The organism is Fibrobacter sp. UWCM (genome assembly GCF_900129735.1).
Lineage (GTDB): Bacteria > Fibrobacterota > Fibrobacteria > Fibrobacterales > Fibrobacteraceae > Fibrobacter.
Genome location: NZ_FQWR01000013.1, coordinates 23,946 through 49,055, shown reverse-complemented (window position 1 = coordinate 49,055; position 25,110 = coordinate 23,946). Strand labels below are relative to the sequence as shown.

The window sequence follows — 25,110 nt, the reverse complement described above, 5'->3', positions numbered from 1 at the left end:
TGTCGAAAGATATTTGAAATTTACATAAAACTTGCTAAATTTTCGCCCACATTAACAATCATACCCAAGGAGTATACTTGTTCCCTAATCCGCGCGATCGCCGCATGCCCAACCGTCCCAGCGATGGGACCCGTACCAACGAAGATATCCATATCTCCCCGATTCGTCTTGTGAAGGAAGATGGCGAGGCCATCATCATCGAGACGAGCAAGGCATTGCAGATGGCAAAGGACGCCGGACTGGACCTGGTGGAAGTGTCTCCGAATGCAAAACCGCCCGTATGCCGCATCATCAACTACGGCAAGTACAAGTTCGAGCAGGTCAAGAAGGCCAAGGCCGCTAAGGCCAAGCAGCACGTGGTGAAGCTGAAAGAAATCAAGATGCACCCGAAGACTGCCGAGAACGACTACCAGTACAGGATCAAGCAGGCGGCCGAGTTCTTGCAGGATGGTATGAAGGTGAAGCTTATCATGCAGTTCCGTGGGCGCGAGATGGCGCACATGGACTACGGCAAGCGCCTGATGGAACGCGCCAAGGAAGACCTGGCACCATTCGGCGATTTGGAAATGGACTCCAGGGTGGAAGGCAACACAATGCTTTCTATCTACGGTCCTAAACGTGGTGCGGGTTCTGCCAAAAAGCAGGACCAGGCACCGAAGCCCGCAACCGAGCCAAAGGCAGCAGGTGAGGCTTAACATTAACCTACGAGGTACAAATGCCTAAAATGAAAACACACAGCGGTGCTAAGAAGCGCTTCCGCGTGACGGGTTCCGGCCACGTCAAGTTCAAGCGCGCTGGTATGCGCCACATTCAAGCCAAGATGACCACTAAGCGTAAGCGCAACCTTCGTAAGGGTGCACTCGTCAAGAAGGTCGATACCTATCACGTCAAGCGTCTGCTTGTAGTAGCATAAGGAGAGTAAGAATGCCACGCGCTAAAACCAGAGTTCCTTCCCGCGAACGCCGCAAAAAAATCCTCAAGGCCGCCAAGGGCTTCTACGGCCGTCGCAAGTCGAACCTTCGCCTTGCCATCGACGCAGTTGCTCACGCCGGTCAGTATGCCTACGCTCACCGCCGCGACAAGAAGGGCACGTTCCGCTCCCTGTGGATCGTCCGCCTCAATGCCGCCGTCCGTGAACACGGCATCAGCTACAGCCAGTTCATTTACAAGCTTTCCAAGGCCAACATCCAGATGAACCGCAAGGTTCTCGCCGATATGGCCGTCGCCGATCCGGAAGCATTTGCCAAGGTCGTCGAAGTCGTGAAGGCTGCTTAATTAGCTGACTTAGCGAAAACTCGAGAAATTGCGCTCCGCCTGTAACAGGGCGGGGCGCTTTTTTGCTTGAATGCGCGCCGGTCGGCAAGGCCATGAGTGAGCCGGAATCGCCAGGCGTAAGCTGGCGATGTAGGCGAGAGTGAGGCGATGCCGGAGATGCCTTGCCCAATATGGAGCCGAACGGTCGTGTCCGTGAGCCAGAACGGCTTGTATTGACAAGCCGCGGAGGCGAGAGTGAGGCGATGCCGGAGATGCCTTGCCCAATATAGAGCCGAACGGTCTCGTCCCCGCCGTCGCCGATCCGGAAGCATTCGCCAAGGTCGTCGAAGTCGTGAAGGCTGCTTAATTAGCTGACTTAGCGAAAACGCGAGAAATTGCGCTCCGCCTGTAACAGGGCGGGGCGCTTTTTGATTGAATGCGCGCCGGTCGGCAAGGCCATGGGCAACGGGCGTTTTTTTATGCGCGGAGCGCCTTGATTCAGGAGCATTTTCGTTTAAAAGCAGATCAAATGCAGGAAAATAGCCCAGTTGGTCTGCTTGAGTCTTGCAAATCCTCCTGTTTTGTTGTGTGCAAAGTAATTTTCAGCAGACCAAATGCCGCCGAACAACCCGTTTGGTCTGCTCGAGCCTTGCAAATTCTCCTGTTTTGTTACGTGCAAAGTAATTTTCAGCAGACCAAAAGCCGCTGAACAACCCATTTGGTCTGCTCGAGCCTTGCAAATCCTCCTGTTTTGTTACGTGCAAAGTAATTTTCAGCAGACCAAAAGCCGCTGAACAACCCGTTTGGTCTGCTCGAGCCTTTCAAATCCTCCTGTTTTGTTGCGTGCAAAGTGATTTTCAGCAGACCAAAAGCAACCGAGCAGCCCATTTGGTCTGCTCGAGCCTTTCAAATCCTCCTGTTTTGTTACGTGCAAAGTAATTTTCAGCAGACCAAAAGCCGCCGAACAACCCATTTGGTCTGCTCACGCAGATTTGCCCGCGCAGAATTGAATGCGCAATGGTCGGGTCTGGATCCTTCACGCTCCGCGTTCAGGATGACGTAGGTGCGTCTAGAAAAAATTGACGTCCAGTTCGGTCTTCTTGCGGCCGGCGGGCTCGATGACCGCGGCGGAGAACTTTGCGGCACCGAACAGGCGGTTCACCGTAACGACGACTTCATCTTCGGTCATGGACTTGATGATTTTCTCGGAGTGTTCCATCGTGTGGAATTCCCCGAGGTGCAGCATCTGTTCCGCCATGCGGACGACGCGCTTCTCCGGGCTGTCGGCACCGAGGTACATGCCTCCCAGAATGTTCGTCTTGGTGCGTTCGAATTCGCCCTTGCTGAACCCGCGCTTCAAGAAGTTGCGGGTCTCGTTCAGCGAAAGTTCGAGGGCAGTCTTGAGCTGGTGCGGCTCGGTTGCAAGCGATACGCCCCAGTCGGTGCAGTCGCAGTAAATATCCGCGGTAGAATACACGGAGTAGGCGAGTCCCTTGTCTTCGCGAATCTTCTGGAACAGGCGGCTTGCCATGCCCGCACCCATCGCGACGTTGAAAAGCGAGAGGGCGCAACGCCCGCGCTCGTCCATCAGGTTGCGGTCAAAGCTCAAGCCCCAGAAGAGGTTCGACTGCGCGATGTCCTGCTTCTGCACGACCTTCACGCTGTTGTGTGCCCGGTAGACATCCGCGGGCAACACGCCGGAGCATTTCTTCTGCGCGAACTTTTCCGCACAAAGTTGCACGAGTTCCTCGTGGTCCACCTTGCCCGAAGCGCAAATTAGGAGCGGAATCTCGCTTATGACCTGCTCCCTATACTTGAGCATCTGCCTGTGCGTGAGCGCCTTCACCTGCTTGACGGTGCCCGTGATGGAATGCGCGATGCCGCAACCCTTGAAGTGGATTGCATTGAACACATCGCCCACGATTTCTTCGGGAATATCGTCGTAGCTGTGGATTTCCTCGATGATGACGCGGCGTTCCTTCTCCATCTCCTTCTTGTCCATGCGCGGGTGCATGAGCATGTCGGCAATCACGTCGACGGCGAGCGGAAGGTGGCTGCGTTCAATCTGTGCGTAGAACCCGGTCTCTTGCCTTGTGGTGTAGGCCTCCAGGTTTCCGCCCTTGTCCTCGATGGCGTGCGCAATTTCGAGGGCGCTTCGCTTTTCGGTTCCCTTGAATACCAGATGTTCGTAAAAGTGGCTCAGCCCGTATTCGTCTTTTGCTTCGTGTCGCGATCCGCGCGGCACCCAAACACCAACCGCAACCGAGTAAGCGTGCGGCATGTAGTCGGTCAGAATGGTGATGCCGTTATCGAGAACTGTTTTCTTAACTGCCTGTTTCATTTTGCGAGACTAATATAATTCTTTTTCGAAAAACTTATACGCGTCCGAATCGCCTTGTCTTGCGGAAAGGCCTGTCGCCAAAGCTGCGCTCGTCGTGATCCTTGCGGAACGGGCGGTCTTCGAATTTGCCCGGCTTGCGGTCGGCGAACATCTTCTCGCGGCGCGCCCTGCGGTTTTCGAACGGACGGTCTTCGCCGAATTTTTTCCCATGGCGATCGCCGCGGCCAAAGTCGTGACCACCGCGATGGAACCCGCGACGGCTTTCCCTGCTTTCGCGCGGGCCTGCGGGCGGCTCGTCGGTCATGAGGCGGAACTTGGAATCGTTTCCGCGGATTGTCATCCCGGAGAGAATGTCAAGAACTTCCTGCGGGAGCGTCTCGGGCAGTTCGACGGTACTGAACCTGTCGAAGAGCTTGATGCGCCCGATGTTGCTGCTGCTGATGTTGCCTTCGCCGGCGATGGCGCCCACAATATCCTTCGGGGTCACGCGGTCCATGCGGCCCACGCCCATGTAGTAGCGCAGGAAGCCTTCTTCCACGCCGTTGCTGCCTTCCTTGCGTTCCTTACGCAGGCGGCTCTTTTCTTCGTTCGTAAAGTCGCCGGCGGATTTATCGGAATCTCGCCCGAGGAAATCCCTGCCGCCACGGTTCTTTTCGCGCGGGGCGTCGAGCGGCTTGAGTTCCGGGAACAGCGGCTGCTTCTTCTGCCAGATTTTGATGACGGCGGCGGCGATGTCGATGGCGGAGATGGGCTCGGCGCTTTCGGCAACCATGCTTTCCACGAGTTCCTTGAACTTGTCCAGTTCGCCAGTGGCAATCACGCTCCTGATCTTTTCCTTGAAGGCGGTGACGCGCTTGGCGCTGATGACTTCTGCCGTAGGCATTTCCATCACTTCGATGGGCTGGCGGGTGGCCTTCTCGATGGTCTTGAGCATGCGCTTTTCGCGCGGGGTGATAAAGAGGATTGCGTTCCCGCTTCGCCCGGCGCGACCCGTACGGCCAATGCGATGCACGTACGATTCCGTGTCGTAGGGAATGTCGTAGTTTACCACGAGCGAGATGCGGTCCACGTCGATGCCACGGGCGGCCACGTCGGTGGCGACGACAATATCGAGCTTGCCCATCTTGAGGCGGTTGATGGTGCGCTCGCGCATGGACTGCGCCAGGTCGCCGTTGAGCGGGGCCACGTTGAACCCGCGACTTTCAAGCTTCTCGGCAACTTCGGTCGTGTTCTGCTTGGTGCGTACGAAAATCAGCACACCATCAAAGTCTTCGCCTTCGAGCACGCGGGCAAGCGCCTCAATCTTGTGCTCGTTCTTCACCAGCAGGTAACGCTGGCGGATGTTCTCGACGGTCGTCGTCTTGCCCTCGATGCGGGCTTCCTCGTATTCGCCCAAATGCTGGTCGATAATCTTCTTCACGTCTGCAGGCATCGTGGCGCTGAAGAGTGCGCGCTGTGCGTCGTTGGGGATTTCCTTGAGGATGGTCTCCACATCTTCCATAAATCCCATGTCAAGCATTTCGTCGGCCTCGTCGAGCACGATGGCCTTCACGCTCGAAAGCACGATGGAACCGCGCTTGATATGGTCGATGAGTCGGCCCGGTGTTGCGACCACGATGTTCGCCTGGCGCTTGAGGGCGCGCAACTGCACTGCGATATCCTGCCCGCCGTAGACGGGAACCACGTGTACTTTCGGCATCTTCACCGCATACTGCTGGATAGCTTCCGCCACCTGGATGGCAAGTTCGCGTGTCGGCGTGAGTACGAGCATCGATGTCTCGTGCCCGTTGAAGTTGAGCCTGGAAAGCAGCGGGAGCGAGAACGCGGCCGTCTTGCCGGTACCGGTCTGAGCCGTACCGAGCAGGTTTGCGCCCTGCAACAGTGCCGGAATCGCCTTCGCCTGGATGGGGGAGGGTGTCTCGTAGTTCATCGCCTTGATGGCTTCGAGAACTTCGTCGGCAAGTCCGAGATCTTCGAACGTCACGAGTGCTTCGTCGCCCAGATCATCGTCGGAAGATTGTTCGATATCCGTGTTGTCTTCCTCGGCAGTAGCGTTGTCATGTCCGGCTTGACCGGACATCTCCTTTTCAACAGTCTGATCCGCGCAGTCCTTCTTCGACACGGCGTATTCTTCGTCCGATGCCGATGAAGTTGCCGAACAGTCTTCGTCAAGTTCCTGTTCGACTTCGCCTTCCTCGATTTCGACTTTCGTGCCGACATCGATGGCGGATTTGGGACCCTTCTTCAGCACGTCGCCTTCTTCATCGACGACTACGCCGTTCGGGTTCAGTGCGAGGAATGCTGCCTCGTCGGCTTCGTCTTCGTCCGCACCGCCAGCAAGGGCGCTTAGGAAAGCGTCCGCTTCACGTGCTATTTTGGAATTCGGGTTAATATCTTCTTCGGGAATACGTTCTTCGGTATTCTTAGTCATGATGCGCCTTCAGGACCCGTAAACTTCATCTGCGGCTCATGCCGCACTATCGATTGGTTCTTGTGCCGGTTACCTGGCTGAACCTTGAAAAGCCCCGAAGCGCACTCGCGCTCATAAACCTGAAGTCTGTTGGATCCTTTTATGGATTCGGGGCCAAATGTAGAAATAAGGCTGGTTGTTTCAAAGGGTAGACAAAAGATTAAAACTTTACTACATTATGCGAACCTTGGAGAGATGCCAGAGTGGTCGATTGGGCCGGTCTCGAAATCCGGAGACTGTCACAGGTCCGAGGGTTCGAATCCCTCTCTCTCCTTGAAACGAAAAGGAACCCCTTGCGGGTTCCTTTTTGTTTCAATAAGGGATACTCCGAACCCTCAAAGAGGGTTTAAGAAATCTACTAGAATGCCTGGTATATCTGGAATATCGCGAGAATCTTCCCGATAATCGCCGGGATTCCCGGGCACAGGAAGCACAGGATTACGCGGGTCACGCGGTTCTTCCACCAGCGCTTCACCTGCCAGATGTCGTCGGAGAGCGTCTCCATCTCGGACACGCGCGGCGGCCTCATGTACACTTGCGTAAGCGCGGTAAAGAACCCGACGCCGATAAGCGGCGTGAGCCCCGTGAACGGTGCGGCGACCAGCGCCACAAGGATGGTGAGCGGGTGGCCCCCTGCGATAATCGTGCCGAGCATGGCACCGCCGCCCGTAAGCATTGCCCACTGCAGGCTCAGTTCGCCCGCCTTCTCGACGCCCGCCTTGTAGCCCACGAACACGATGCTTGCGACAATCGCGAGCGGGATGGCCCAGCCGATAATCTTCCAGATGGGTGCGCCCTTCGGGATAACGCTGATGGATTCCTCGCTCGGGAGTTCCTTGTTCTCCTCGATGATGCTCGCGATTCCCTTCATGTGGCCGGCACCGATGACTGCCACGACCTTCTGGCCCGGAGCGTTCTTGATCTTGCTCGCGAGGAACTGGTCGCGCTCGTCGATAAGCACCTGCTTCACCTCGGGGAAACTCTTGCCGAATTCCTGCATCATGGAGTTGAGGGCGTCCTGCTCCTTGATCTTTGCGAGTTCCTCCTCGCTGATTTCCGTCTTGTCGAAAATGCTTGCGAAAAGCCCGCCCAGCAAACTGAACTTGCGGTACCAGGGCGTGCAGGCCCATGTGCGGCGGAGCGTAATCTTGATGTCGCGGTCGGCGAGAACCACGGGGATTTCCTTTTCGCTTGCGAGGTCGACCGCCTCCTTGAGTTCGGACCCGGGCTTCACCCCGGTCTGTTCGCCCATCCTCTTCTGGTAAGACCCGAGCACGAGGTTCGCGATGAGGGTCGCGAGCTGCTTCTTCTTGATGACCTCCTTCAGGTCGGTCTTTTTCCAGCGTTCGGGGTCTTGGATGGACTTCGCGCGCCCTTCGTCGAGCTCGACGCAGATGGTGTCGGGTTTTTCGTTCTCGATGGTCTCGCGCACAAGTTCCTTCGATACTTTCGAGATGTGGGCCGTGCCAATAAGGACTATTTCGCGGTCATCGGAGGTCTTGATGCGGTAAATATCTGCGTTTTCACTCATATTGGGCCAGAAAATAGCAAATCTGACCTGTTTTTAGTGATTGTAAGTGCTTTTATAGCACGAAGTTATGAATTTTTTGTCTTTTTTTGGATATTTTGCCGAAAAAATTGTTATATATTATGTGTGGGATAATTTTTTTACGGAGGTTTCTCCCTATGAAAAAGATATTGCTGGGTTTAGTACTTACCGCTTTCGCATTGATCGGCTGCGCTGGCACGTCGAACGATCCGGAGGCACTCGACAATGCCCTTGTTGGTTTTACTTCCTGTGTGCAGGGTTCCCGTTGGCAGGAAGCACTTGATTACGTGACGCCTGACGAGGCTAATCAGATTAGTCCTGACGGCTACGAATTCAAGCCCGAGTACCAGACCGCAGCTCGCCGTTTGCCGCTTTCTACCCTCCGTAAGGCAGGCTTGTCCGTAGATGGCAGGGGCCGCCTCGTGGGTATCAAGGCCGCCATGGACGAAGCCAATGAACGCTACGTCGTTTCCGAGGAACAGGCCAAGGTCGGCACGAACCTCGAAGAGATGGAAAAGAAGCGCATCCAGCGCCGTCTTGAGGAAGGCCAGAAGATTCTGCAGGAAGAAGAACAGGAAGCCGAGCAGGAACAGCAGGTCGAAGTGTTCACGAACAAGCTGACCGACGAAGAAAAGCGCAAGTACGGCAGTACCCGCGACCTCCAGGCTCCGGAAGAGTTCCACGACGAGAACACCGAGGAAGCCGAAGAGCAGATCTTCAACGGCGACTATGAATCTGACTGATAGGTTGTCTGTAATCTTTTGTTCCCCGGCTCCGGTCGGGGTATTTTTTTAGGTAAGCATGGCTTTATTCTTTAGAAAGATTTTCCTGGTGGCGTTCTTGCCCCTGCTCCTTGCCGCTTGTGGCGGGGACTGGACCGCGGGTTCGCCGGATGCGGACGGGGCCCTGTTCAACAGGTCTTTCCGCTACTACTACGTGATGGACTGCCGCTACGACAGTTTCGGGCTGTATGACTGCAGTTACGAGGAGCCGGTGAGCCCCGCCTACACGGCCTCGCTCCGGATTGATTCCGACGGGTTCGCCTCGCTCAACCTGGACGGACGCAATAACTTCTACTACACGGAAAGGCAGTACGGCTCGGGCCACGACGACGACGGCTCGTACTACTACTTTTACGAGGACGACTACGAACTTTCGCTGTACAAGAACGGTTCGCAGCTGATTTTCTGGGATACGCGCGAAAATACGGCCACGGTCTACCTCTACGATCTTGAGTACTAGGGCAAAAATTTCTATAATTGCCCCCACTCATGAGTAGTTCTGAAAATTTTGTCATCGCCCTCGACGGCGGCTCGGGTACCGGGAAGAGCACTACGGCCAAGATTGTGGCCAAGACCCTCGGTATTACCTACCTGGATACGGGTGCCATGTACCGCGCGGTGACGCTTGCCGCCCTCGACAAGGGACTGCCGGCCGAGGAAGGCCCCGCGATGGACGAACTGCTCTCTAACCTCACCCTCGGGTTCGACTCCGAAAACCATATCCTCATTAACGGCGTTTGCCGCGAAAGCGAAATCCGCGGGATGAAGGTTTCGAGCAACGTGAGCATCTACTGCGCCCTCCCGTCTGTCCGCGCCGCGATGACCAAGCAGCAGCGCGAAATCGGCAAGAAGCAGAGCTGCATCCTGGATGGCCGCGACATCGGCACGGTCGTGTTCCCCGACGCGAAGTACAAGTTCTTCATGGTGACGGACGTGAAGGTCCGCGCCGAACGCCGCTACAAGGAACTCCTTGAAAAGGGCGAGAAGGTAACTCTTGAGGAGGTTCTCCAGAACCTGGTCGAACGCGACCGCCTGGATTCCTCCCGCGCGAACGCCCCGTTAAAGAAGGCGGACGACGCAATCGAAATTGACACTACACACATCTCAATCCAACAACAGGTTCAAAAGATTCTCGACTACGTAGGTGTAGTGGCGTAGTCCCGAGTCCTTTGATCCACAACCCCAATTAACAATATGTCTCAAAATCTCAAATTCGGAACCCAGGAAGATCTCGCCGAAATCCTCGCCGCTCAGGGCGAATGCAGCCAGGACTTCCGCAAGGCTAACGCCGATATCTATGCCGGCATGGGCTGCCTCGAACAGGGCAAGCTCGTCATGGGCAAGATCAGCCAGGTCAACGACCAGGAAGTGCTCATCGACGTGAACTACAAGTCCGAAGGTGTCATTGATCGTGCTGAATTCAAGGACACGGACTCCCTCGAAATCGGTTCCGAAATCGAAGTGTTTGTCGAGAAGCTCGAAGATGAAGACGGCCGTCTCATCCTTTCGAAGCAGAAGGCCGACTTCGTGCGCGTGTGGGATCGCATCCACGCGGCATTCGAAAACAACGAAGTCGTGCGCGGTACGCTCACCAAGCGTATCAAGGGCGGTGTGGTTGTCGACCTGTTCGGCATCGACGCCTTCCTCCCGGGTTCCCAGATCGACCTCCGTCAGATCCCGGACATCAACGCTCTCATCGGCCAGGAATTCGACCTCAAGGTTATCAAGGTCAACAAGGCCCGTCGCAACATCGTCGTGTCCCGCCGCGTGGTTCTCGAAGAAGAACGCAACAAGCAGCGTGGCGACGTTCTCGAAACTCTCGAGAAGGGCCAGGTCCGCAAGGGTATCGTCAAGAACATCACCGACTTCGGTGCATTCATCGACCTTGGCGGCGTAGACGGCCTCCTCCACATCACCGACATGAGCTACAAGCGCATCAACCACCCGTCCGAAATGCTCCAGCTCGGCCAGGAAGTCGAAGTCATGGTTCTCGACTTCAACGACAAGAAGGAACGCATCTCTCTCGGCATGAAGCAGCTTAAGCCGCATCCGTGGAAGGATATCGCCGAACGTTATCCGGAAGGCGCTATCGTTAAGGGTAAGGTTGTTTCCATTACCGATTACGGTGCATTTGTCGAACTGGATAGCGGCGTCGAAGGCCTCATCCACGTTTCCGAAATGTCCTGGACGCAGCACGGCAAGCACCCCTCCAAGATCCTCTCCGTGGGTCAGGAAGTGGAAGCCGTTGTGCTCAAGGTTGAAGAAGAAGCCGAACGCATTTCTCTCGGCATGAAGCAGCTCGAAAGCGATCCGTGGGATTCCATCGAGACCGAACTTCCTCCGGGTGCACGCGTGGTTGGCGAAATCCGCAACATCGCTTCCTTCGGCGCGTTCGTCGAAATCAAGGAAGGTGTGGATGGCCTCATTCACGTGTCCGACATGTCCTGGACCAAGAAGATCACTCACCCGAACGAAATGGTCAAGAAGGGCGACAAGGTCGAATGCGTCGTGCTCGCTGTCGATAAGGAAAAGCGCCGCATTTCTCTGTCCATGAAGCACCTCACCGAAGACCCGTGGGATTCTATCGAAACCACGTTCCCGGTGGATTCCGAAGTGAAGGGCAAGATTGTCCGTATGCTCGACCGCGGCGTCGTGGTTGAACTCAACGACGGTATCGAAGGCTTCATCCCGGTCTCCAAGCTCACCGCTGAATACATCAAGGTTCCGGCCGATGCATTCAAGGTTGGCGACGAAGTCCCGGCTGTCGTGACCGAGATCGACCAGAACAACCGCAAGATCTACCTCTCCGTGGTGGACTACTTCAAGAACCGCGAATCCGCAGAACTCAAGGCTTGGATGGATTCCCACAAGCCGGGTGAATCGGGTACGACGATTGGCGAAGCTGCCGCCCCGAAGAAGAAGGCAACCAAGAAGAAGGCCGAAAAGCCGGCTGAAGAAGCTGCCGCTGAAGAAGCCAAGTAAGATCTCTTACTAGTTTAGAAAGTCCCGCGGGCATTAGCCTGCGGGATTTTCGTTTTTTGAGGTAGCGCGGGTGTGGATTCGCTGGTGCCTTGATTTGCGGGTGGGACTATTGTTGTAATTTTCGGGCAGATTTGCGAATGATTCGCAAATTTACAGACTAAACTGGCGTGGAAGTGGGCATTAGTCTGCTTTTTGTTAGTTTGTGTGTAAATGATTTAGAGATTTTTGGGGTGTAAGCCTCCAAATGCGCCTCCAAAACCGCTCCTTCAGGAGAAAAATCCCTTGATTTTACCATATTTTGTTTAATTTGTACGAAATTATGCAGACCAAATTGCGACAAACGCCCCCTTTGGTCTGCTTTTTCGGCAAAAAGCGAGTTCGTGCGGGCCGGGCGCGCCATCGGGAAGGGTGAAACCGCCCTAGTTTTTCTATCTTGCACTATATGAATCTTGCCGGAAAGAAAATCCTTCTGGGTGTCTCGGGCGGTATCGCGGTCTACAAGAGCTGCGAACTTTTGCGCCTGCTGCAGAAGAAGGGCGCCGAGGTGCGCGTGTGCATGACGGAGGCCGCGACGGAGTTCGTGGCGCCGCTTACATTCGCAAGCCTCAGCAAGTGCCCCGTGTACCTGAAGAACGGTGCCGTGGAGGCGCGGCCTTTCCAGCATATTGATTTCCCGCGGTGGGCGGACCTCTACCTGGTGGTGCCCGCAACCGCGAACGTTATCGGGAAATTCGCCTGCGGTATCGCCGACGACCCGGTAAGCCTCTGCTTCATGAGTTGCACGTGCCCGCGTATCGTTGCGCCCGCGATGAATGTGGCGATGTACAACAGCCCCGCGGTAAAACGTAACCTCGAGGTGCTGCGCGGGTTTGAAAACACGACCGTGCTTGAATCTCCCGCGGGTGAACTTGCCTGCGGCGAGGTGGGGCAGGGTAGGCTTATGGAACCGGCGGAGATTGCGAAGTGGCTGGATGGTTCGACAAGCTCACCAACCTTACCAAGGTCCCTGAGCTTGCCGAAGGGCGAAGCTCACGAACCTCCCGCGTTCCCTGTCGCGCAGGATATCGACCCGACTCTGGATGCAACACTCCCCGGTCATGGCAAGAAGGTGCTCTTGACCGCGGGCCGCACCGAAGAGGCGATTGACCCGGTGCGCTACATCAGCAACCGCAGCAGCGGGAAGACTGCAGTGGCACTTGCTTCCGTGTTCTACGCGAACGGTTTCCAGGTCGAAGTCGTCGCGGGCCCGATGGAGGCGGCGTTCCCGGGCGGAGTCCAGGTGACCCGCGTTAGAAGCGCCCGGGATATGCACGACGCCGTGATGGAACGACTCGACCAGGCCGACGCCGTCGTGCATTGCGCGGCGGTAGCGGACTACCGCCCCGCCCACGCCGCCGATGCGAAAATCAAGGACAGCCGGAGCCAGCTTACCATAGAACTCGTGCCGAACCCGAATATTTTACGGGACTGCACCGCCGCCCGCGCATCTCGCAACCAGAATTCATCTTGCGACCAAAGCGCATCTCGCAACCAGAATGCCGGCGCATCCCATACTGGCAAAGAAGCGCCCTGCAATAAACAACAGGTCATCGTGGGGTTCGCGCTCGAGACTGACCACTTTGAACAGCATGCCGCCGAAAAGCTCGCGAAGAGCGGCGCCGACGCCCTCCTGTTGAACGCCCCGGTCGCAAGCGATTCCGGATTCGGGCACGATTGCGTGCGCTACACGCTGGTGCGCCCCGGCATGGATGTGCCCGAAATGAAGATGGGCGGTAAGGTCGACCTGGCCCAGGAAATCGTCGGATTTGTTATTGATAAACTAAGAGTATCGCGGTGAGGGAACATGCCGGAAGAATTTGACTTTGCTGAACTTCGCAAGTATCTCCGTGGGCAGATTGACATGGGGGATTCCGAGGTGTTCCTCGATGAACCGTGGACCCTCGTGAAGCGGGCCGCCCCGGCACCGTCCAGGCCGGCAATAAACACCGCGCCTTCCGTGCCCGCATCTGCGCAGTTCTCTCCCGTGACAAACAATCCCGCGGCAAACGTTTCTTTCGCTGCGACAAGCGCGCCCGCCGCGATAAACACGTCTGCGACAGGCGCGCCTTCCGCAAGCGCTTCGCTTGCAGGCGAATCTCCCGCCGCTTCGCTGTTCGCCCCGACGGGCGGCCTTGCGGCTCCGGCCGCCCGCCCGGCCGTGAAGAAGGCCGCCTCCGCGTTCGAATCTGCGGAATCGCTCGACGCCTTCTATGCGGCCATCAAGTCCGACGTGGTCTACGCGAATGTCGGCGACCTCGCGCTCTACGAGGGCCCCGCGAACCCGAAGGTCCTGCTTCTGCTGCCCGCTCCTCCGGCACAAGGCGGCCCGTTCTTTGCTACCCCCGCGGGCGAGATGCTCGTGCGTCTCTTCGGTAGCCTCTCCATCCCGGCAGAATCGATCGGGGTCACGTTCTTCTACAAGGGCAGAACCGCGCGTAACATTCCCGCCCTGCTCGAGGCGACTCTCAAGAAGATGCTTGCGAAGGAACTCTCGTTCATCGCCCCCTCGGTCATGGTCACGTTCGGGGAACCGCTCTTTCACCAGGTATTCGGCAAGGGGAAGAATTTCGAGGAGCACGCCGGTACCGATATGGAATTTTCGGGCGTCAAGACGTGCTCGCTGGTCGATGCCTACGCCATGTCGCAGGATAAGCAGCTCAAGTGGGTTACCTGGAAGGTCCATATCCCGAAGAGCAGTTACTTCAAGGCGTAACCCGCTTATCGCAAGCCCGATAAAAATTATATTTCCTGTTGATTGTTATGCCAGAATTTGCAAAGGAAAATAATACTTACGAAGGTCGCCAGGTCCCGATGGATACCGATGCCGAGCGTTACTTGCTTGGTGGCATTCTCCGCGACCCGAATACGATTTCGCCCGCTATCGAGATGATTGCGGAAGACGACTTCTTTTACCTGGAACGCCACCAGTTGATTTGGCGTGCCATGAAGAACCTTTATAGCCGCGGTACGGCTATCGACATGCTCACGCTCCCGGCCGAACTCGAGTCGATGGGCAAGCTCCGCGAGGCGGGTAACCGCGAATACATTTTTGACCTGATGGAAAGCGTCGCTTCTGCGGCGAACGTGGAGTGGAACCTCGAGCACCTGCGCAACAAGCACGTGCTCCGCAAGCTCATCAAGATGTCGTCCGAAACCATAAAGCAGGCGATGGATGCGACATCGTCGCCGGACGAGGTCCTGCAATCTGCCGAACGTTCCGTGTTCGCGATTGCCGAAAAGCAGGTGAAGAACACGCTCCGCCCCATCGAGAAGTTCATGAGCCCGCTCCTGGAGCGCCTCACTACCCGTAGGGACGGCATGACCGGCGTGCCCACGGGCCTCAAGGACCTGGACGAACTCACGAACGGCCTGCAGAATTCGGACCTGATTATCCTGGCGGCGCGCCCCGGTGTGGGCAAGACGTCGTTCGCGCTCACGATTGCCGCGAACGCCGCTATCGATTACGGCAAGCACGTGGCGTTCTTCAGCCTCGAAATGGATGGCGTGCAGCTGGCCCAGCGCTTGCTGTGTTCCCGTTCCGGCGTGGACCAGAGTAAGCTCCGCAACAACAAGTTGAACTCGGACGAGATGAACCAGCTGGTGGCACACGTGGGGCCGATCAACCAGGCTCCGCTGTTCGTGGATGACAATGCCGACCTCGGCATCATGGAACTCATGAGCAAGGCCCGAGACCTCAAGCGCAAGGGCGAACTCGATATGCTGATTATCGACTACCTGCAGCTGATGAAGACGGGCAACGAGGAAAACCGTGCCGTCGCCATCGGTGCAATTTCGCGCGGCCTCAAGATTTTGGCGAAGGAACTGCAGATTCCGGTCATCGCGCTTGCCCAGTTGAGCCGTAAGGTCGAAGAGAAGGGCCGCGACAGGCCCCAGCTCAGTGACCTTCGCGAATCGGGCTCTATCGAACAGGATGCCGATATGGTGTGGTTCGTGGAACGCCCCTACGTGCGCACCCACAAGGAAGAAGAAAAGAACAAGGCGGAACTCATCGTGGCGAAGCACCGTAACGGTTCGGTGAGGGATATCCCGCTCACGTTCATTCCCGAATGCACTACGTTCAAGGACGGCTTCGACGATTCCGGGATGGTTGGCGGAGAGGAACAGGATTACAGTTACGGCGACGACGCCTCGTTCTCGGGCCCCTCTGACTTTGGAGGGTATTAGCGATGCCCTTGCTGCTCAGGCCCATTGCGTGGATAGGTCGCGTCATCGTGGACGGCATCTCGAGCATTGGCGAGGTGCTGTGCATATTGCTGTTGACGCTCAAGCAGATGCCTCACGTGTTCAAGAACCCCGACCTTGTCGTGAAGCAGATGGTTTCCATCGGCGTGTCTAGCCTTCCGCTTTTGTTTGTGACGTCCATCTTTACCGGCATGGTGGCGACCGTTTGCGCCGAGTTCGAGTTCCAGAACCTGGTGGCCGACAAGTTTGTGGGTACTGCTGCCTGCAAGATGGTGCTTATCGAACTTGGACCCCTGCTTACGGCTATCGTGCTTTCGGGCCGCGTGGGCAGTGCCGTTGCCGCCGAACTTGGCAGCATGAAGGAGAAGGAGGAACTCGCGGCCTACACGGTGCTCGGTCTTGAGCCCTACCGCTACCTCGCCCTCCCGCGCTTTGTCGCCTTCATGACGATGATCCCGTGCCTTACCGCGATTTCGAATGCTCTCGCGCTTATCGGTGGCTGGATCGTGTGCGTGCTTGGCCTAGATATTACTACGTACACTTACACTACCGGCATGCAGTACCTGTTCGATTCCATGGACCTCTGGTCGGGCATGATAAAGTCGCTCGTGTTCGGCGTGATTATTTTTGTGCTGGGCTACTACCACGGGATTAACGCCCAGGCCGGCGCCCGCGGTGTGGGGCTTGCGACCATGAACGTCGTGGTCTCGAGCTGCCTCATGATTCTGATTTCTGACTTCATTCTCGATGCCATCATGTTCTTCTAGTTTTGCAGGTGATATATGCCAAACGTAAAGATTGACCCGAACGACATTGCCATCAGGCTCAAGGGACTCAAGAAATCCTTCGGCCCGCAGACCGTTCTCGAGGACGTGAACCTCGATATCCGGCGCGGCGAGACGATGGTCATCATTGGAAAGTCCGGTGGTGGAAAGTCGGTTATTCTTAAGCACATGATTGGCCTCTTGCAGCCCGATGGTGGCGAAGTGTCCGTCGACGGTGTGACCATCAGTACCCCGAAGTTTTTCGACACGCATACGATTCGCCGCAAGATGGGCATGCTCTTCCAGATGGGCGCGCTCTTCGATTCCATGAACACCGGCGAGAACATCGCGTTCGCGTTGCGCGAGCACCATCCGGAACTTTCCGAGAAACAAATCCAGGACGTGGTGACCGAGAAGCTCCAGATGATCAACCTCGTTCCCGAGTTCCGCACCAAGATGCCGAGCGAGCTTTCGGGCGGTATGCGCAAGCGCGTGGCGCTTGCCCGCGCGATTGCCCTGAACCCGGAAATCCTTTTGTACGACGAACCGACGACCGGCCTTGACCCCATCACGAGCGACGTGATTAACGACCTCATCCTCGACATGCAGAGCAAGCTCGGCGTGACCTCGGTGGTGGTGACCCACGACATGGTGAGCGCCTTCAAGGTGGCCGACCGCATCGCGATGCTCCTGAACGGGCGCATTATCGAGGTGGGTACGGTGGACGAAATCAAGAACACGAGCAACCCCTATGTGCACCAGTTTATTACCGGCCAGCGCAAGATTTCGGTGGACGAGGAGCAGTAGTGCGTGTTTTTGGGGCAAAAATGGGCTTTTTTGCGTGTTTTCGTTCACAAAAAAAGGATTTCCGTTACCCCTTTTGCAAATAATAATGTAATTTTCTAGGTAGAAAAAGAGGTTTTTTATGAAGAAGAAACTTTTGATAAGTTTATCGTCGTTCGGCTTGGTGGCCGGATTTTGGGCCTGCGGTGATGGTTCCGTGGAACCCCTGAACGAAGAAACTGACGGTTATGTCAAGGCAATGCTCGAAACGCAGTCTATCGACTTCGCTAGCCAGGTTGCCGATGCCAAGAAGAACTGCGCCGCGGATGTCATATGCGAAAACGAGATGGCGAAGGCGCAGGGTTCGGCAATCCAGATTGAGTCGTCTGCTGCCCCGACCCCCGAATCTTCGGACGGAAACCCTCCGCCGGTATCTTCGTCTTCTTCAAGGGATTTTTTCAATAACTTCTCCTCAAGGGGCCCCATCGGCCAGCAGAGCTCGTCGTCCGTTGCTCCGGTCGTAGTCGAGTCTTCTTCGTCGGAAGTGAATGTGCCGGCGGGGCAGTTTGGTACCTGTTTTGCAGGGCTTTCTACTGCACCAAAGACTTCTGCGGAATTGGGCGAGTCGGTTACCTGGACGTTTAAACCTAATACGGCTGTAATTAAGACTAATGAACTTTTGAAGATTATGATAAATTGGAGCTTCCCGAATGGAACGCCTGATTCGTATGCAGGTACACAAGGGAAGACCACAGGTCTGACTTCATATTCTGTTTCGGGCACAAAGACGGCTGTTGCATCTGTAACGTCCGGTGGAGCTACGCAGGAAGTTTCTTGCTCTCCGTTGAGGGTGAACGGTCAGAAGATTGAAGGTTGCAAGTGCATGCCGACGAATATCCAACCCGATGTGTCGAAAGGTGAATCGGCTACATGGACTGCAAGCGGTTGTACGTCCAAGGCGAATATTATCGGCTACACGTGGAAAGGCGCTACTGCCGATGCCACGGGTCTAGTTGCTACTGCCCCGGTGGCCGCCAAGGACGATGAAGTAAAGGGCGTATCATTCACGGTCGAAAACGATGACAGCACTGCGGTGACAATCCAGTGTGACGATGCCAAGGCGATTGACGCAACGAAGCCGGATTTCCTAATTGAAGCCGCTAATACAGGAATAGAAGTCCCTGCTGGTGAAGCATCTATAACGATTGCGATTAGTTATGCAAATTTCAACTGCCAGCCTACAGGAAGTATGGTTGGTGGAACGATTAAATGCGGCAGTAACGTTGTAACGATTGGCGCTGCAAATGAGTGGTATATAAACACACCATGTTCGGAACCCGTTGTTACAGTTAATCTGCCTGTTCCAGCTAAGTGCGCCGTTTATTAAGAGATTGACCAAACTTTATAACAAAAACCCGCTCGTCCGAGCGGGTTTTTCTGTGTCATTCCGTTGGCAAGAGTGTGTCTATGGATACACTTGCAGCTTCGCTGCTTCGGTATGACGAAGGGTCACGGGTCGATATTGGCTTACATGAACCAGTAGCCGACGCCGACCTTGAAGGTCATCTGCTTGCCGCCGTCCATCGATTCAATCAGGTCGCTTTCGCAATCGGGGTACATGTCGCTGAGTCCGAGCATGAAGGCTGCGTCGATGGAGAGGCGTTCCATAATAAAGAAGCCTGCCCCGAAGAGGAGCCCGAACGTGAACCCGGCCTGTTCGATTTTCTCATTGAATTCCATGCTCGTGGTGCCAAGTCCGCCACCCATATCGATGTCCTCTTCCTCGAAGGTGACCTTGGAACTGAGGTTCAGGGTGAGCTGCACGCCAGCCGCGATGTATAGCATGTCCAGAACGGTTGCGCGCATCGTGAGCGGGATTTCGAGGTCCATCTGCTTGAACACGCGCTCGGCGGCCTCGTCGCTCTGGGTGAGGGCCGCGAAGTGGAAGTTCAGCTCGGGCACGAACTGGAGGTAGTCCACCATGGGGATGCGTCCGCGGATACCCGCGTCGAAGCCGAAGCCGGCCGGGGCGTCCGTCTCGTCACCCATGTTCCAGTCCTGGGCGAGTCCGTTCAAGAAACTGTAGTTGAAGTCGATGTGCGCGCCGACGCCCATCTTGGAGTTGAGCGTGTTTGTTTTTTGCGGGGCGCTTGCCGTGTTTTCTGCGTAGGCATTGTCGCCTGAGTCGTATGCGGTGCGGGTGTCGGTCTGTTCGCTGGCTGCAGGGGCGGGTTCGCTGGCCGTCTGGGCGGTAGTTTCGCTCTGTGGTTCTGCGGCCTCGCTGGACTGTTCGGCAGCTTCCTCTGCGGGCTCGGCTTCCTCAGCTTCGGTTGCTGAGCTTGTCGAAGCATCGGTCTGCTCGTCTGCGGGCCAGGCGTCTTCCTGTGCGACTGCGAGCGAGGTGGCGAGGGCGCCTGCCGCGATAATCTTGGATATATTCATGGATTCCTCCGGTAATTTGCGGTAAATGTAATAATTTCGACAGAAAGTGGGAGGGTATTTGAAAAAAGTCGTTGTATCTCTTGACAAAACGGGTGCTGATTTCTATATATGAAAATATGAATACTTGTTCATATATCAAAAATAACGGTAGGAAGGCTCAAGAACAGGACGTGTCGCTCGATACGCTTTTCGAACTTTCTGAATTCTTCAAGTTCTTTGGCGATACTACGCGCATCCGCATCATTCACCTGATGCTTTCGGGCGAACTCTCCGTGAACGAGATTGCCGAAAAACTGAACCTCGAACAGTCGGTGGTGAGCCACCAGCTGCGCATCTTGCGTACGGCGAACCTGGTAAAGCCGCGCCGCGATGGCCGCAAGATGTTCTATTCGCTTGACGACGAGCATATCGGGCTCATTTTCAATACGGGTCTCACGCACATTCTGCACAAGAAGGGAAAGTAGACATGGATTCCTTCGTCGATATCTTTAAGGTCTTTGTTCACGAGTTTATCACGCTGTTTTCCGAGATGGCACCGTTCCTGCTGCTCGGTTTCTTGCTTGCGGGCGTTTTGCACGTGTGGGTGCCTAACCACCTGTACGTTCCCAAGATTTCCAAGTCGAATTTCATGTCGGTGCTATGGGCGGCCCTGTTCGGTGTGCCGCTCCCGATTTGCAGTTGCGGCGTGATTCCTACGTCGATTGCACTCCGGAAGGAGGGGGCGAGCAAGGGGGCGAGCGTGAGCTTCCTCATTTCGACGCCTGCGACGGGTGTGGATTCTATCCTCGCGACGTATTCGCTGCTCGGGCTTCCGTTTGCGATTTTGCGTCCGATTGCGGCGTTTACGACGGCGCTTTTCGGTGGCGTGCTCACGAATTTCGTTTCTCGCGGGGAAGAAGGTGCGGTGCTTGGTGAGGCACACCCCGAAACCATCGACTTTGACGACTGCGATACCGATCATCACTGCGGTTGCGGTCACTGCGAGGAGGACCATGACCACGATGACCACGACCATCACGATCATTGCGGGTGCGGCGAACATGGCTGCGGTTGTGAATCGCGCGATGTGCACCGCATGTCTTTCGGCCAGAAGGTTGTGGAGACCTTCCGCTACGGGCTCGTGAACATGGTGGGCGACGTGAGCAAGTGGCTGCTCATTGGCCTTTTGCTGGGCGCCTTGATTTCGGCGTTTGTCCCGAACGAGCTCTTCCTTGCCCTGCGTGAATATCCGCTGCTCTGTATGCTTGCCGTGCTCATGCTCGCGATGCCGATGTACACGTGTGCGACGGGGTCCATTCCGCTTGCGCTTGCGCTCGTGGCGAAGGGAATTACTCCGGGTGCGGCCCTCGTGCTGCTCATGGCGGGGCCTGCGACGAGTATCGCGAGCATGCTTGTGGTGGGGAAGGCCTTTGGCAAGCGGACTCTCGTGGCATACCTCGTCTCGATTGCGGTCGGCGCGATTGGCTTCGGGCTGATTGTCGATACGTTCTTCATGGACACCTTCCTTGCGGCGATGCTCCCGCAGGGTGGCGCGGAATGCCACGGTCACGGGGCGCTGGGCGTGTTTGACTATGTATGTGCGGGCCTGCTCGCAGCATTCATGATTTACGCGAAGTTCGGGCACAAGGGCTGCGGCTGTGGGCACGAACATGGTGGACATTGCGGGTGCGGACACGATCACGAAGGAAACTGCTGTCACGACCACGAAGAGGAATGCGATGAATGCGTTCTCGTGACTTACCGCGTGAACGGCATGAGCTGCAGCCACTGCAAGGCGTGTGTCGAGAAGGCGGTTCGCGTGTTGGACGGCGTGGAATTTGCCGAGGCCGATGTTTCGAAGAAGGAACTTCGCGTGGAATGGCACGACGTACACGATGTCGATGAGGCGGCGCTCAGGAAGGCGGTGGAAGAAGCCGGCTTCGAGTTCGGCGGGAAGGTTTGAAGACAAGATGCCCGGCCAAGCCGGGCATGACGAGAACCTGTTTCGCGCGGAGTGATGTTTATACTATTTCGCGCGGCTGGCGAAGATCTCGAAGTCTTCGGGAGTGGTGAGCTTGTCGTTCGCGGCGTTGCCCTTCACGATGTAGACGCTCTCGTCAAAATATTCAAGGATGCTCGCCTCGTCGGTGGGCGTGAAGTTCAGGGGCTCTGCGGCGATGCGCGCGTAGAGCCTTTTCAGTAGCGCGATGGAGGCGGCCTGCGGGGTCTGTGCCATCCAGACGGTATTGCGGTCGATGGTGGATTCGACGCGCCCGTCTTTAGCAATCTTGATGGTATCGACGGCGGGCTTTGCCACAAGGCAGCTGCCCTTGGTTAGAAGCGTTTCGCACACGTCGCGGATGATTTCCCTGCTCACGAAGGGGCGTGCCACGTCATGGACCAGAACAAATTCCGCATTGCTCGTAAGTGCGTTCACGCCGTTCTGTACGGACTGCCAGCGTTCCGCACCGCCCACGACAATCTTCATTTTGCAGGCAATAAGTTCGCCGAGCTTGCCGGAGTGTTCGCTGTTGAAAATTTCCTTTTCAAAATGATCCTTCCAGTCGGTGGGTACGGCCATCACGACTTCTGCAATTTCTTCCATCTCGAGGAAAGTCTCGAGGCTGTAGCGGTAGACGGGCTTGCCGCCCAGGAGCATCAGCTGCTTGGGAATGTTTCCGCCCATGCGTTTGCCGAGCCCTCCTGCGGGGAGGACTGCCGCGAATCTGCCTTTCAAGTTCTGCATGTCGATAAAGATATAAAAAAAGAGACCCCCGCCTACGCGGGGGTGACAATGAACGTGTTAATGATGGCGCTGCACTCAGGATGACAGCATCCTACGCTTCGCCGATGCGCAGCATTTTCAGGAGCGGGATTCCGGCTTCGCGGCTGTCGGCGAGGTTTATCTCGAAATCGATGCTCCAGTCGTTGAATTCTTCCTCGTCCTGCAGCATCTGCTGTATGTGCATCACGTCGCCTTCGTAGCTGACGATGGTGTGGGCGAGTGCGCGACCTTCCACATCGAGGCGGAACTTGTGGTGCTCTGCCGTGTAGGCGGCCATAATCTCGGTAAGCGTGTTTTCGGTCCACGGCTTGCCTTCGCCGTCCACGAGCATCTGGCCCTCTTCCAGGTCGTCTGCGAGGCTGTCGAGAACTGCGGCAAAGTCCTGCTTGGCGAGGTTGCCCATAATCTGGAATATACGCTGGCGGACCATGCCGAGGAACCGCTTCTTGTCGTAGGTGATGTCGGCTGCGGCCTTGTCGGCCCCGAACGCCTTCTCCGCCTCGTCTTCGGTGAGGCCTTCTTCCAGGCGCTTCTGGTAGTCCTCGGGATGGGCCATCTTTTCCCATTCTTCTAGCAGGCTCGAGTCGGTGCGACGGATCATGTCGCCGAGGTAGTCTTCCATCTCGTGGAGTTCGTCATTCTTGTAGCCGTCGGGCACCGTCTGGCTCAAAACCTTATATACGTAGTTGAGGTGCCGGAGCAAAATCGCTTCCATGCGCTGCAGGCCGTACTGCTTCACGTAGCCGCTGAAGGTGCTGAAGTTCTCGAACATCTCGCGCACGATGCTCTTGGGTTCCACGTTCACGTCGACCCACGGGTGCTGTTCCGCAAACTCGTTGTACGTGCCGTAGATAAACTCGCGGAGCGGCTTGGGGTACTCGACCTTCTCGATTTCTTCCATGCGCTGGTTGTATTCCATGCCCTGCGCCTTGAGTTCGTCGAGCCTTGCCGTGCGGGCCTTGTTCTGCTGGATGCGCAGAATCGCCTCCGGGTTCTCTACGATGCTTTCGCATAGCGTAATCACGTCGAGCGCGTATTCCGGCGAATTGCTGTCGAGTTTCGGGAGCGTATCTACCAGGTAGAGCGAGAGCGGCTGGTTCATCGCGAAGTCGTCCTGCAGGTCCATGTTCACGCGCAGGTGACTGTAGCCCTCGGCTACGGGTTTCACGAATTCCACGATGTTCTTTTCTACCAGGCTGCGGAAAAGCTGGAAGGAGCGGTGCTGTAACTGCTTCTTGCTCGCGGCACTCTCGTGGCAGTCCTTGATGAGCGTGCGCATCGCCTTGCAGCCGTCGGTCTCGCGACTCAGAATGTTCAGGAGCATCCCGTGGTCTACGCGGAAACTCGAGGTAAGCGGTTCGGGCTGCGCGTCAATCAGGCGCCTGTACGTGCTCTCGTCGAAGGGAACGTAGCCGTGCTCGGGCGGTTTGCGCTTCTGGAACTTCTTTCCTGTTTGGCGGCTCTTCGCCTCGAGCTTCATGTTCTCGATTACGTGTTCGGGAGCCTGCGCCACCACGTATCCGATGTTGTCGAATCCCTTGCGCCCTGCGCGGCCCGCAATCTGGTGGAAGTCGCGTGCGGTTAAAATTGCCGTCTTGTCGCCGCTGTACTTGCAGAGCTGCGTGAAGAGTACCGTGCGGATGGGGACGTTCACGCCCACGCCGAGCGTGTCGGTACCGCAGATGACTTTCAGTAAGCCTTGCTGCGCGAGCTTTTCGCAGAGGATGCGGTACTTGGGCAAAAGACCTGCGTGGTGCAGGCCGATTCCCTGCTTGAGCCAGCGCTTGACATCGGGACCGTAGGGGCTAGAGAACCGCACTTCCTTGATGGCTTCGTTTATCTTGACCTTCTCTTCCTTGGTGCAGAGGTCGAGACTCATGAAGTTCTGCGCGTTGCTTGCCGCTGCCGCTTGAGTAAAGTGAACTACATATACGGGCGCCTTGCCCTCGTTCACGAGCTTCTGCACTTCGGTCGAAATCTCTGTGGTGCTGTAGCTGAAATCGAGCGGGACGGGCCTCTGCGAGGATCGTACGGTGACCGACTGCCTGCCGGTATGCTTCGTCATCTCGCGTTCGAAAAATTCAGTTGCGCCGACGGTCGCACTCATCAGGAGAAATCGAGACTGCGGGAGCGTCAAGAGCGGTATTTGCCAGGCGACTCCGCGCTCGCGGTCGGAATAGTAGTGGAACTCGTCCATCACTATATCGGTAATCGTGAGTTTCTCGCCTTCGCAGAGCGCCATGTTGCTTAAAATTTCTGCGGTGCAGCACAGGATGGGGGCGTCGCGGTTCACGGTCGCATCACCGGTAGAAAGCCCCACGTTCTCGGGCCCGAATTCCTTGCAGAGCGCCATCCACTTCTCGTTCACGAGCGCCTTGATGGGGCAGGTGTACACGCTCTTGCGGCCATGCGCGATGCTGTCGAAATGGAGCGCGAGTGCGACCATCGACTTGCCCGAACCTGTGGGCGTATTCAGGATAACGTTTTTGCCGTCCAGAAGTTCGAGGATGGCCTCTTCCTGCGCGGGGTAGAGCGTGGTTCCGCGGGACTGCGCCCATTCCATGAATGCTTCCAGGATGTCCTCGGAAGCGGGCGCAGAGTGGCCTCCTGCCGGGTTTGCGGTGAATCTTGCAATGAAATCCTTGAGTGTGGCCTTGTTTTGCTCTGCCATAATGCGCAAAGATAGTTCTTTTGTCCCGACTGTAATTTTAAGATTTCTATTATTTTGAAAAAATAA

The 25,110-nt window shown here is 56.3% G+C and carries 23 protein-coding genes and 1 tRNA gene; 16 read left to right on the top strand and 8 right to left on the bottom strand.

Going from position 1 to position 25,110, the window contains the following annotated elements; translation table 11 throughout:
* Window positions 1-77 precede the first annotated feature (77 nt).
* The 3 genes from infC to rplT are packed head-to-tail and all read left to right on the top strand — an operon-like array spanning window position 78 to window position 1,275.
* Window positions 78-695, top strand: a complete 618-nt coding sequence (infC, locus tag BUB22_RS09800; protein WP_254794707.1) for a translation initiation factor IF-3 — start codon at window positions 78-80, stop codon at window positions 693-695.
* Between the two features lie 20 nt (window positions 696-715).
* Window positions 716-913 (top strand): 50S ribosomal protein L35, encoded by a 198-nt coding sequence (gene rpmI, locus BUB22_RS09795; RefSeq protein WP_072812865.1) that lies wholly within the window; start codon window positions 716-718, stop codon window positions 911-913.
* Between the two features lie 11 nt (window positions 914-924).
* A complete protein-coding gene (gene rplT, locus BUB22_RS09790) occupies window positions 925-1,275 on the top strand; it encodes a 50S ribosomal protein L20 (RefSeq protein WP_072812868.1) in 351 nt (116 codons plus the stop codon).
* Window positions 1,276-1,768: 493 nt separating this feature from the next.
* Here the strand turns inward: rplT and BUB22_RS16400 are convergent, their stop codons facing one another.
* From BUB22_RS16400 to BUB22_RS09775, 3 genes are all read right to left on the bottom strand, one after another.
* A complete protein-coding gene (locus tag BUB22_RS16400; protein WP_139258936.1) occupies window positions 1,769-1,972 on the bottom strand; it encodes a hypothetical protein in 204 nt (67 codons plus the stop codon).
* 351 nt (window positions 1,973-2,323) lie between these two features.
* Complete coding sequence (locus tag BUB22_RS09780; RefSeq protein ID WP_073114968.1) at window positions 2,324-3,595, bottom strand: M16 family metallopeptidase; 1,272 nt, start codon at window positions 3,593-3,595, stop codon at window positions 2,324-2,326.
* A gap of 34 nt (window positions 3,596-3,629) precedes the next feature.
* Window positions 3,630-6,026: a DEAD/DEAH box helicase gene (locus BUB22_RS09775; protein ID WP_073114967.1), complete on the bottom strand. Its 2,397-nt coding sequence runs from the start codon at window positions 6,024-6,026 to the stop codon at window positions 3,630-3,632.
* 228 nt (window positions 6,027-6,254) lie between these two features.
* Between BUB22_RS09775 and BUB22_RS09770 the strand changes: the two genes are divergently transcribed.
* A tRNA-Ser gene (locus BUB22_RS09770) sits at window positions 6,255-6,339 on the top strand.
* An 84-nt stretch (window positions 6,340-6,423) separates the two neighbouring features.
* On the opposite strand, the gene BUB22_RS09765 is transcribed toward BUB22_RS09770, so the two are convergent.
* Window positions 6,424-7,596, bottom strand: a complete 1,173-nt coding sequence (locus BUB22_RS09765) for a TraB/GumN family protein (RefSeq protein WP_073114966.1) — start codon at window positions 7,594-7,596, stop codon at window positions 6,424-6,426.
* Window positions 7,597-7,751: 155 nt separating this feature from the next.
* On the opposite strand from BUB22_RS09765, the gene BUB22_RS09760 reads away from it, so the two are divergent.
* Genes BUB22_RS09760 through BUB22_RS09745 form a run of 4 tightly spaced genes read left to right on the top strand, consistent with a single transcriptional unit; the run spans window position 7,752 to window position 11,378 of the window.
* Window positions 7,752-8,357, top strand: coding sequence for a hypothetical protein (locus BUB22_RS09760; protein ID WP_073114965.1), 606 nt, complete (start codon window positions 7,752-7,754; stop codon window positions 8,355-8,357).
* Between the two features lie 58 nt (window positions 8,358-8,415).
* Complete coding sequence (locus BUB22_RS09755) at window positions 8,416-8,856, top strand: hypothetical protein (protein ID WP_073114964.1); 441 nt, start codon at window positions 8,416-8,418, stop codon at window positions 8,854-8,856.
* A gap of 29 nt (window positions 8,857-8,885) precedes the next feature.
* Window positions 8,886-9,554, top strand: coding sequence for a (d)CMP kinase (gene cmk / locus BUB22_RS09750; protein WP_072812879.1), 669 nt, complete (start codon window positions 8,886-8,888; stop codon window positions 9,552-9,554).
* A gap of 36 nt (window positions 9,555-9,590) precedes the next feature.
* Window positions 9,591-11,378: a 30S ribosomal protein S1 gene (locus BUB22_RS09745; RefSeq protein ID WP_073114963.1), complete on the top strand. Its 1,788-nt coding sequence runs from the start codon at window positions 9,591-9,593 to the stop codon at window positions 11,376-11,378.
* A 157-nt stretch (window positions 11,379-11,535) separates the two neighbouring features.
* Here the strand turns inward: BUB22_RS09745 and BUB22_RS16390 are convergent, their stop codons facing one another.
* The gene (locus BUB22_RS16390; protein WP_139258932.1) at window positions 11,536-11,817 is read right to left on the bottom strand and encodes a hypothetical protein; all 282 of its coding nucleotides are present in this window, start codon (window positions 11,815-11,817) and stop codon (window positions 11,536-11,538) included.
* Between the two features lie 3 nt (window positions 11,818-11,820).
* Here BUB22_RS16390 and BUB22_RS09740 point away from each other — a divergent pair, with 3 nt between their 5' ends.
* The 6 genes from BUB22_RS09740 (at window position 11,821) to BUB22_RS09715 (ending at window position 18,554) form a co-directional block, all read left to right on the top strand.
* Window positions 11,821-13,215, top strand: a complete 1,395-nt coding sequence (locus BUB22_RS09740; RefSeq protein WP_073114962.1) for a bifunctional phosphopantothenoylcysteine decarboxylase/phosphopantothenate synthase — start codon at window positions 11,821-11,823, stop codon at window positions 13,213-13,215.
* Between the two features lie 6 nt (window positions 13,216-13,221).
* The gene (locus tag BUB22_RS09735) at window positions 13,222-14,130 is read left to right on the top strand and encodes a uracil-DNA glycosylase family protein (protein WP_073114961.1); all 909 of its coding nucleotides are present in this window, start codon (window positions 13,222-13,224) and stop codon (window positions 14,128-14,130) included.
* Window positions 14,131-14,177: 47 nt separating this feature from the next.
* Window positions 14,178-15,602, top strand: coding sequence for a replicative DNA helicase (gene dnaB / locus BUB22_RS09730; protein ID WP_072812888.1), 1,425 nt, complete (start codon window positions 14,178-14,180; stop codon window positions 15,600-15,602).
* A gap of 2 nt (window positions 15,603-15,604) precedes the next feature.
* Window positions 15,605-16,387 (top strand): MlaE family ABC transporter permease, encoded by a 783-nt coding sequence (locus tag BUB22_RS09725; protein ID WP_072812891.1) that lies wholly within the window; start codon window positions 15,605-15,607, stop codon window positions 16,385-16,387.
* 15 nt (window positions 16,388-16,402) lie between these two features.
* Entirely contained in the window at window positions 16,403-17,191 is a 789-nt protein-coding gene (locus BUB22_RS09720; RefSeq protein ID WP_072812894.1) for an ABC transporter ATP-binding protein, read from the top strand.
* Window positions 17,192-17,309: 118 nt separating this feature from the next.
* Entirely contained in the window at window positions 17,310-18,554 is a 1,245-nt protein-coding gene (locus BUB22_RS09715; RefSeq protein ID WP_073114960.1) for a hypothetical protein, read from the top strand.
* Between the two features lie 140 nt (window positions 18,555-18,694).
* Here the strand turns inward: BUB22_RS09715 and BUB22_RS09710 are convergent, their stop codons facing one another.
* On the bottom strand, window positions 18,695-19,609 hold the full coding sequence (locus BUB22_RS09710; RefSeq protein WP_073114959.1) for a porin family protein: 915 nt from the start codon (window positions 19,607-19,609) through the stop codon (window positions 18,695-18,697).
* A 116-nt stretch (window positions 19,610-19,725) separates the two neighbouring features.
* On the opposite strand from BUB22_RS09710, the gene BUB22_RS09705 reads away from it, so the two are divergent.
* Window positions 19,726-20,073, top strand: coding sequence for an ArsR/SmtB family transcription factor (locus BUB22_RS09705; RefSeq protein ID WP_072812942.1), 348 nt, complete (start codon window positions 19,726-19,728; stop codon window positions 20,071-20,073).
* A 2-nt stretch (window positions 20,074-20,075) separates the two neighbouring features.
* Window positions 20,076-21,551, top strand: coding sequence for an SO_0444 family Cu/Zn efflux transporter (locus BUB22_RS09700; protein WP_073114958.1), 1,476 nt, complete (start codon window positions 20,076-20,078; stop codon window positions 21,549-21,551).
* Between the two features lie 63 nt (window positions 21,552-21,614).
* Here the strand turns inward: BUB22_RS09700 and ispD are convergent, their stop codons facing one another.
* Together ispD and BUB22_RS09690 are read right to left on the bottom strand one after the other, a co-directional pair.
* Window positions 21,615-22,334, bottom strand: coding sequence for a 2-C-methyl-D-erythritol 4-phosphate cytidylyltransferase (gene ispD, locus BUB22_RS09695; RefSeq protein WP_073114957.1), 720 nt, complete (start codon window positions 22,332-22,334; stop codon window positions 21,615-21,617).
* A 91-nt stretch (window positions 22,335-22,425) separates the two neighbouring features.
* Entirely contained in the window at window positions 22,426-25,044 is a 2,619-nt protein-coding gene (locus tag BUB22_RS09690) for a DEAD/DEAH box helicase (RefSeq protein ID WP_073114956.1), read from the bottom strand.
* Window positions 25,045-25,110: the final 66 nt, after the last annotated feature.

Bases quoted from the DNA above. Each gene is read 5' to 3' on its own strand.
- cmk (WP_072812879.1), top strand. From the start codon at position 8,886: ATGAGTAGTTCTGAAAATTTTGTCATCGCCCTCGACGGCGGCTCGGGT.
- BUB22_RS09740 (WP_073114962.1), top strand. From the start codon at position 11,821: ATGAATCTTGCCGGAAAGAAAATCCTTCTGGGTGTCTCGGGCGGTATC.
- BUB22_RS09735 (WP_073114961.1), top strand. From the start codon at position 13,222: ATGCCGGAAGAATTTGACTTTGCTGAACTTCGCAAGTATCTCCGTGGG.
- BUB22_RS09700 (WP_073114958.1), top strand. From the start codon at position 20,076: ATGGATTCCTTCGTCGATATCTTTAAGGTCTTTGTTCACGAGTTTATC.
- BUB22_RS09705 (WP_072812942.1), top strand. From the start codon at position 19,726: ATGAATACTTGTTCATATATCAAAAATAACGGTAGGAAGGCTCAAGAA.
- BUB22_RS16400 (WP_139258936.1), bottom strand. From the start codon at position 1,972: ATGGGTTGTTCAGCGGCTTTTGGTCTGCTGAAAATTACTTTGCACGTA.
- BUB22_RS09765 (WP_073114966.1), bottom strand. From the start codon at position 7,596: ATGAGTGAAAACGCAGATATTTACCGCATCAAGACCTCCGATGACCGC.
- BUB22_RS09720 (WP_072812894.1), top strand. From the start codon at position 16,403: ATGCCAAACGTAAAGATTGACCCGAACGACATTGCCATCAGGCTCAAG.
- BUB22_RS09745 (WP_073114963.1), top strand. From the start codon at position 9,591: ATGTCTCAAAATCTCAAATTCGGAACCCAGGAAGATCTCGCCGAAATC.
- rpmI (WP_072812865.1), top strand. From the start codon at position 716: ATGCCTAAAATGAAAACACACAGCGGTGCTAAGAAGCGCTTCCGCGTG.
- BUB22_RS09760 (WP_073114965.1), top strand. From the start codon at position 7,752: ATGAAAAAGATATTGCTGGGTTTAGTACTTACCGCTTTCGCATTGATC.
- BUB22_RS09755 (WP_073114964.1), top strand. From the start codon at position 8,416: ATGGCTTTATTCTTTAGAAAGATTTTCCTGGTGGCGTTCTTGCCCCTG.
- BUB22_RS09690 (WP_073114956.1), bottom strand. From the start codon at position 25,044: ATGGCAGAGCAAAACAAGGCCACACTCAAGGATTTCATTGCAAGATTC.
- dnaB (WP_072812888.1), top strand. From the start codon at position 14,178: ATGCCAGAATTTGCAAAGGAAAATAATACTTACGAAGGTCGCCAGGTC.
- BUB22_RS09710 (WP_073114959.1), bottom strand. From the start codon at position 19,609: ATGAATATATCCAAGATTATCGCGGCAGGCGCCCTCGCCACCTCGCTC.
- BUB22_RS09780 (WP_073114968.1), bottom strand. From the start codon at position 3,595: ATGAAACAGGCAGTTAAGAAAACAGTTCTCGATAACGGCATCACCATT.
- BUB22_RS09775 (WP_073114967.1), bottom strand. From the start codon at position 6,026: ATGACTAAGAATACCGAAGAACGTATTCCCGAAGAAGATATTAACCCG.
- BUB22_RS09715 (WP_073114960.1), top strand. From the start codon at position 17,310: ATGAAGAAGAAACTTTTGATAAGTTTATCGTCGTTCGGCTTGGTGGCC.
- ispD (WP_073114957.1), bottom strand. From the start codon at position 22,334: ATGCAGAACTTGAAAGGCAGATTCGCGGCAGTCCTCCCCGCAGGAGGG.
- rplT (WP_072812868.1), top strand. From the start codon at position 925: ATGCCACGCGCTAAAACCAGAGTTCCTTCCCGCGAACGCCGCAAAAAA.
- BUB22_RS09725 (WP_072812891.1), top strand. From the start codon at position 15,605: ATGCCCTTGCTGCTCAGGCCCATTGCGTGGATAGGTCGCGTCATCGTG.